Origin of the sequence: Microtetraspora sp. AC03309 (genome assembly GCF_020826795.1) — a bacterium.
GTDB lineage: Bacteria > Actinomycetota > Actinomycetes > Streptosporangiales > Streptosporangiaceae > Microtetraspora > Microtetraspora glauca.
This window is the reverse complement of sequence record NZ_JADDIL010000050.1, coordinates 66,072-72,730: the sequence shown is the minus strand read 5'-3', so window position 1 is coordinate 72,730 and position 6,659 is coordinate 66,072. Positions and strand designations below refer to the sequence as shown.

The following is a 6,659-nucleotide window of genomic DNA, read 5'->3' as shown; positions in this document are numbered from 1 at the left end:
ATCGAGGAGATCGGCGGAGCCGGAGCCGGAGCGGGCGCCGGGGCGGGAGCCGGCTCAGGCGCAGGAGCGGGCTCGGGCTCGGGAGCCGGGGCGGGCGCCTCGGCGGCGGGAGCGGCCGGAGCGGCGGCGCCGCCCTCGGCGTCGATGACGGCGAGCTCGGCGCCGACCTCGACGGTCTCGTCCTCAGCGACGACGATCTTGGTGAGGTAGCCGGCGGACGGCGAAGGGATCTCGGTGTCGACCTTGTCCGTCGACACCTCGAGCAGCGGCTCGTCGGCCTCGACGCGCTCGCCTTCCTTCTTCAGCCAGCGGGTTACGGTGCCCTCGGTAACGCTCTCTCCGAGCTGGGGCATGGTTACGGAGACCGGCATGGTTCTCTTCTCTCGCGTTTCCTGTGAGGGCCTTAGTTGTGGACGTGAAGCGGCTTGCCGGCCAGGGCCAGCATCGCCTCACCGAGGGCCTCGGACTGGGTCGGGTGCGGGTGGATCAGCTGGGCGACGTCACCGGGCGTGGCCTCCCAGTTGTAGATCAGCTGGGCCTCGGCGACGAGTTCGCCGACGCGGCTGCCCACCATGTGCACGCCCAGGACCCGGCCGTCGCGCTCGGCGACGACCTTGACCTCGCCCTGGGTCTGCAGGATCTTGCTCTTGCCGTTTCCGGCGAGGTTGTAGCTGAGCTCGACCACGTCGTGGCCGCGCTCGCGGGCCACGGCGGTGCTGACGCCCACGGACGCCACCTCGGGCTCGGAGTAGGTGATGCGCGGCACGCCGTCGTAGTCGATCGGGACCGGGTTCAGACCGGCGATGTGCTCGGCGACGAGGATGCCCTCGGCGAAGCCGACGTGGGCGAGCTGAAGGGTCGGGATCAGGTCGCCCACGGCGTACACGCCGGGAACGCCGGTCTGGCAGTACTCGTCGACCTTGACGTAGCCGCGGTCGACGGTGACGCCCGCCTCCTCGAAGCCCAGCCCGGCGGAGACCGGGCCGCGGCCCACGGCGACGAGCATGAGCTCGGCGTCGAGGGTCTTGCCGTTCTCCAGGGTGACGACGACACCGGTGTCGGTGGTCTTGACGCTCTCGAACCGGACGCCGAGCTCGTACTTGATGCCCCGGCGGCGGAAGGCGCGCTCCAGGAGCTTGGAGTTGGACTCGTCCTCGAGCGGCAGCAGGTGGGGGAGCGCCTCGACGATCGTGACCTCGGCGCCGAAGGACCGCCACACGCTGGCGAACTCGACGCCGATCACGCCGCCGCCCAGGATGATCACCGAGCTGGGGACGCGGTCCAGGACCAGCGCGTGGTCGCTGGAGACGACCTTGTCGCCGTCGATCTCCAGGCCGGGGAGCGACTTGGGCACCGAGCCGGTGGCGAGGACGACGTTGCGCCCCTCGAAGACCTGGTCGCCCACCACGACGCGGTTCGGGCCGGCCAGCCGGCCCTCGCCCTCGACCACGGTGATCTTCTTGCTCTTGATGAGCCCCGCGAGGCCCTTGTAGAGCCCGCTGATCACCTTGTCCTTGTACGAGTGGACCGCGGGGACGTCGATGCCGTCGAACCGCGCGCGGACGCCGAACGCCTCGCTCTCGCGGGTCTGGTCCGCCAACTCGGCCGCGTGAAGAAGGGCCTTGGTGGGAATACAGCCACGGTGCAGGCAGGTGCCGCCGACCTTGTCCTTCTCGATGAGGACGACGTTCATGCCGAGCTCGGCCGCCCGCAGTGCACAGGCGTAACCGCCGCTGCCGCCGCCTAGGACGACGATGTCATAGGGGCCGCTGCCATCAGCCACAGGAATGCTCCTCGTTGGATTGCCACACCGCCGGTTGGACCCGACAGCATCTTTTCACTTGTCTATGAAGATCGTGGTTCAGTCGGCGGCGCGTCCGCCGTCGGCGGCGTAGCGTTCCGCCAGGGCCACCAGCGTGCGGGTGATCGCCCCGGTCCCGCCCTTGGGCGTGTAGCCGTACGGCTCCGCCTTGTTGAAGGCGGGGCCCGCCATGTCGATGTGCGCCCAGCGAACGCCGTCCGGGACGAACTCGCGCAGGAAGATGCCCGCCGCGAGCATCGCGCCCCACCGGTCGGGATTGAGGTTGGCGATGTCGGCCACCGGCGAGTCCAGGCCCTTGCGCAGTTCGTCGGGGAGCGGCATGCCCCAGGCGGCCTCACCCTGGGAGACGGCGACCTCGACGACCTCCTCGCGGATCGCGTCGTCGTTGGCCATGACGCCGCTGGTCCGCCAGCCGAGCGCGACGATCTGCGCGCCGGTGAGGGTGGCGACGTCGACGATCAGGTCAGGGCTGTCCTGCGCGGCGCGCGCGATGCCGTCGACCAGCACCAGCCGGCCCTCGGCGTCGGTGTTGAGCACCTCGACGGTCTTGCCGCTGAAGGTGTGCAGCACGTCGGAGGGGCGCATCGCCGTACCCGACGGCATGTTCTCGGCGAGGCACAGATAGCCCACGGCGTTGACCGGAAGGCCGAGCCTGGCGATGGTGATCAGCGCGCCCAGGACGGCGCCCGCGCCGCCCATGTCCGACTTCATCCAGTCCATCGAGTTGGCGGGCTTGAGCGAGAGGCCGCCGGAGTCGAAGGTGATGCCCTTGCCCACGAAGGCGACGGTCCGCGAGGCGTCCGGGTGGCCGTACGCGAGACGGACCAGGCGGGGCGGGTTGACCGAGCCCTGGCCGACGCCGGAGATGCCGCCGTAGCCGGCCTCCTTGAGCTCGGTCTCGTCGAGCACCTCGACGGTCAGGCCCGCCTTGGTCCCGGCGTCCTCGGCGATGTCCGCGAACTTCGCGGGCCACAGGTCCGACGGGGGCATGTTGACGAGGTCGCGCACCAGGCTCACCGCCTCGGCGACGGTCGACGCGCGCTCCACGGCGGCGTCCGCGCCGTCGGCGGCGGAGAGCACGGTCAGTTCGCCGACCGGCTCCTTGCGCTCGCCGGTGCGGTATCTGCTGAATTCGTAGGCGCCGAGCAGCGCGCCCAGCGCGACCGCCTCGGCCTCGTCGGCCGTCGAGGCGGGCAGGGCCAGGGCGGCGGAGGCCGTACCGGAGAGGGCGCGGGCCGCGGCGCCGGAGGCGCGTCGCAGCGTCTCCGGGTCGTATCCGTCGTCGGGCCGCTCACCGAGGCCGACGGCGAGCACGAGCGGCGCGGGCAGGGCGCCGAGAGTAGGGATCTTGGCGATCTCCTCGGGTTTCCCGGTGAATCCGACCGCGCCGAGCGCTGCGGCGAGGGTGCCGCCCAGAGCCTGGTCGAGGTCGTCGGCGCCCGGGGCGACCTGTGGGCCGTCCGATGAGGCGTGGATGCCGACTACGAGAGCACCGGTCTCGATGGAGACCGTGTCAGATGCGAGAACGCGCACTGTGGTCACGGGTGCCGATGCTAGTCGCGCTTTCAGCGTACGCATAAACGAGGGTTCGTCCTACCAATGGGCGAGGGAAATGGTGCTGATGGAATTAGCACCATCTGGATGATGATGCTAATGTCGCTAGCATCATGTTGCTGAAGCTCGATCTCAACGATCCGCGGCCCCTCCATGAACAGGTCGCCGACGCCATCCGGCAGGCGATCGTTCAGGGGGACGTGGCTCCGGGGGACCGGTTGCCCCCGGCCCGCGACCTCGCTGACGCGCTGGGCGTCAACGCCAACACGGTCCTGCGCTCACTGCGCGACCTGCGAGACGAAGGCCTGCTCGAGTTCCGCCGCGGCCGCGGCGTCTCGGTCCTGAGCCGGCCCGACCCCCGCGAGGCGCTCAGAGCCATGGTGAGGGACCTGCTCCATGAGGCCGTCCGGTACGGCTATCGCCCCCACGACGTCATTGAACTGATCAAGGAAATCTCATGAACGACTCGTCCGTACGGGACGCGGCCTTCCGCAGGCGCTTCCTCCTGGCGGCCGGAGCGTGGACGGTCCTCGTCACCGCAGTGCTGGTCGCCGTGCCGCTCTGGTTCAGGGACCGGCTGCCCGACCCGCTGGCCGCGCACTGGGGGCCCTCCGGAGATCCGGACGGCACGATGCCGTTCACCGTGTTTGTCTGCGTCGCTCTGCTGTGGGTGGTCCTCGCGGGAGCCTGCCTGGTGGCGGCGGCCGGCGGCCGCGCGGTGAACCGGCGCGCGGCACGCCGCTGGATCACGGCCGGGCTGGGCTGGGGCGCCGCCTTCATACTCGGCCTGCAGATCCTCACGATCGGCGCCAACCTGGACCGGCGGCGCTGGGAGGACGCGGCGTCGCTCGGCTGGCAGGCCGCGATCGTGATCGCCGTCGCGTTCCTGGCCGGCTGGCTCGGCTGGCTCGCCGGACGGCCGGGGCCCGACGAGCGGCCGGCTGCCGCCGAGGTCGCGCCGCCGGCTCTCGTGCTCAGCCCGGGGAAGCGGCCCGTGTGGGTTTCCAGCGTGTCCTCGCCGGTCGCCATGGGACTCGCCCTCGCCGCCCTCGCCGCCGCCGTGTCGCTCGCCGTCTGCGCCCTCTTCGGCCTCCCCGCCGAGTTGTGGATCGGGGCGGGGGTGTTCGCCGTCGTCGGCCTGGCCGGACTCTGGCTCTCCTCGGTAAGGGTGAAGGTGAGCCCGGAAGGCCTCACGGTGTCCTACGGCCCGCTGCGGTGGCCCTCCAGGTCGGTGCCGCTCGCCAAGCTCGACCGGGCCTGGACCGAGCGGCGTGCCCCCGCCGACGTGGGCGGCTGGGGTTATCGCGGGCTGCCCGGCCAGAGCACGATCATGATCCGTGGCGGCGAGTGCCTGGTCGTCCGCTACACCTCGGGCGGCGAGCTCGGCATCAGCGTGGACGACGCGGCTCAGGGAGCCGCCCTGCTCAACGCTCTTGTGGCTTCCGGTGCGGCTTCCCGAGAGTGATGGAGTGCCGATGCGCCGATCCAGTGATCTTCCGCTGTTTCTCGTCGTCTCCTTCGGCTGCGCGTGGCTACTGGCACTCCCGCTGTGGCTGAACGGCTCGGGGCTGCGGTCGCCGCTCGTGACGCCCGTCGCGGCGGCGATGATGTTCACTCCGTCCCTCGGGGTGTTCGCCGCCTGGCTGGTCCGCCGTCGCGGGACCCCGTTTCGTGAATGGGCCCGCCTCACCGGCCTCACATGGGGGCCGGTGCGCAGGAGGACGCTCGGCCTCGTCGCCGCCACCTGGCTGGGCGTGCCGCTGCTCGTGCTGGTCGCGCTGGCCGTGAGCGCGCTGACGGGCGCGGTCGACCTCGACGTCGGCGGGCTCAGCCTCTTCCGGCGACAGCTGGAGGCGGCCGGCGGGGCTCCGCTGGAGCCGGAGGTGCTGGCTGTGACCCAGCTCGTCTCGGCGGTCGTCGTCGCGCCGCTGCTGAACGCGATCCCGTCCCTCGGCGAGGAGTGGGGGTGGCGGGGGTACCTCCTGCCGCGGCTCCTCGGCGGCCCCGCCCTCGACGCCTCGCCCCGGCCGGCCCGGCTGGTGTGGCGCGCCATGCTCGTGTCCGGTGTGATCTGGGGCCTCTGGCACGCGCCGCTGACCTTGCTCGGTTACAACTATCCGGACCTCGGCCCGTGGGCGGCGCCGATGTTCGTCGGGGTCTGCGTCCTGCTCGGCGCGATCCTCGGCTGGCTGCGCCTGCGCACCGGCAGCGTGTGGCCGGCCGTGGTGGGACACGGGGCGTTCAACGCCTCGGCCGGTCTGATCCTGCTCGCCGGTGACGCGGCCCACCCGCCCAACCTCGCGCTCGCGGGCGTCACGGGCGTCGTCGGCTGGGCCGTACTCGCCGTCGTCGTGGTCGCCCTGCGCTCCCCGTACCGCTCCGGTGAAGGCGCGTAGACCGCCTCAGCGGAGGAGGAAGGCGCAGAGCAGCAGGGTCGTGGTCGTCGCGCACTCGACCAGCGCGCCGAGCACGTCCCCCGTGATCCCGCCGAGCCTGCGGACCGCCCGCCGCCGCAGCAGCGCCGCGGCCACGAGGCCGGCCAGCACGGCCAGCGGGTACGCGACCGGCGCCCACCGGATCACCGACCGGAGTGGCGAGGGCTCGAGTGCGGGCAGGAGGACGGCCGCGCACAGGAGGGCCGCCGCGGTCACGGCGATGGCGGGGCCACGCCGTACGGTGCCCGCGACGAAGGCGCCCAGCCCCCCGGGGCGGGCGGCGGGGACGCTGACGCGACAGGCCCAGGTGATCGCGAGCCGTCCGGTGACGCAGGCGGCGATCAGCGCGGGTGGTCCCCAGCCGTCCATCCGGGTCAGCGCGGCCACCTGCGCGAGCAGCGTGAACACGAGCGTGACCACGCCGAACGGCCCGATGTCGGAGCGCTTCATGATGTCGAGCGCCTGATCGGCGGGCTTGCCGCTGCCCAGCCCGTCGGCCAGGTCGGCGAGCCCGTCCAGGTGCAGGCAGCGGGTCAGCCAGGCGAGCGCCCCGACCGCGAGCACGGAGGCCAGTAGCGCGGAACCGCTCGCCCAGCGCGCACCGATCGACACGGCGGCGGCGGCGACCCCGAGCACCAGCCCGGCGAGCGGGGCCAGGAGCATCCCGCGTCCGGCGATCCGGCGATTCACCTCGATCGCGCGTACCGGGAACACGCTCAGGGTTCCCAGCGCGAACCGCCATGCCGCGGCCGTGGAGGCGGGGTCCTGCTCTGGTGTTCCGGACACAACGGGTGATGGTAGTGGTGTGCCGCGGCTGGAACGTGTGCGCTCCCCGCTGCCCGTCGCTC

The 6,659-nt window shown here is 72.1% G+C and carries 7 protein-coding genes; 3 read left to right on the top strand and 4 right to left on the bottom strand.

Features of this window, described 5'->3' with window-relative positions; all coding sequences use genetic code 11:
• The 3 genes from IMZ11_RS26710 to IMZ11_RS26700 form a co-directional block, all read right to left on the bottom strand.
• Positions 1-371 (bottom strand): biotin/lipoyl-containing protein (locus IMZ11_RS26710; RefSeq protein ID WP_305075908.1); only part of this gene is annotated, 371 nt, incomplete at its 3' end.
• Between the two features lie 32 nt (positions 372-403).
• Positions 404-1,783, bottom strand: coding sequence for a dihydrolipoyl dehydrogenase (gene lpdA / locus IMZ11_RS26705; RefSeq protein WP_228645187.1), 1,380 nt, complete (start codon positions 1,781-1,783; stop codon positions 404-406).
• A 78-nt stretch (positions 1,784-1,861) separates the two neighbouring features.
• A complete protein-coding gene (locus IMZ11_RS26700) occupies positions 1,862-3,400 on the bottom strand; it encodes a leucyl aminopeptidase (protein ID WP_255707152.1) in 1,539 nt (512 codons plus the stop codon).
• 89 nt (positions 3,401-3,489) lie between these two features.
• Between IMZ11_RS26700 and IMZ11_RS26695 the strand changes: the two genes are divergently transcribed.
• From IMZ11_RS26695 to IMZ11_RS26685, 3 genes are read left to right on the top strand one after another with little or no spacing between them, the layout of a single operon-like run.
• Positions 3,490-3,837, top strand: coding sequence for a GntR family transcriptional regulator (locus IMZ11_RS26695; protein WP_228645185.1), 348 nt, complete (start codon positions 3,490-3,492; stop codon positions 3,835-3,837).
• Positions 3,834-4,841: a DUF1648 domain-containing protein gene (locus IMZ11_RS26690; RefSeq protein ID WP_228645184.1), complete on the top strand. Its 1,008-nt coding sequence runs from the start codon at positions 3,834-3,836 to the stop codon at positions 4,839-4,841. The genes IMZ11_RS26695 and IMZ11_RS26690 overlap by 4 nt, the downstream gene beginning before the upstream one ends.
• 10 nt (positions 4,842-4,851) lie before the next feature.
• Positions 4,852-5,772 carry a CPBP family intramembrane glutamic endopeptidase gene (locus tag IMZ11_RS26685; RefSeq protein ID WP_228645183.1) on the top strand — a complete coding sequence of 307 codons (921 nt, stop codon included), beginning with the start codon at positions 4,852-4,854 and terminating at the stop codon, positions 5,770-5,772.
• Between the two features lie 6 nt (positions 5,773-5,778).
• On the opposite strand, the gene IMZ11_RS26680 is transcribed toward IMZ11_RS26685, so the two are convergent.
• Positions 5,779-6,597: an adenosylcobinamide-GDP ribazoletransferase gene (locus IMZ11_RS26680; RefSeq protein WP_228645182.1), complete on the bottom strand. Its 819-nt coding sequence runs from the start codon at positions 6,595-6,597 to the stop codon at positions 5,779-5,781.
• Positions 6,598-6,659: the final 62 nt, after the last annotated feature.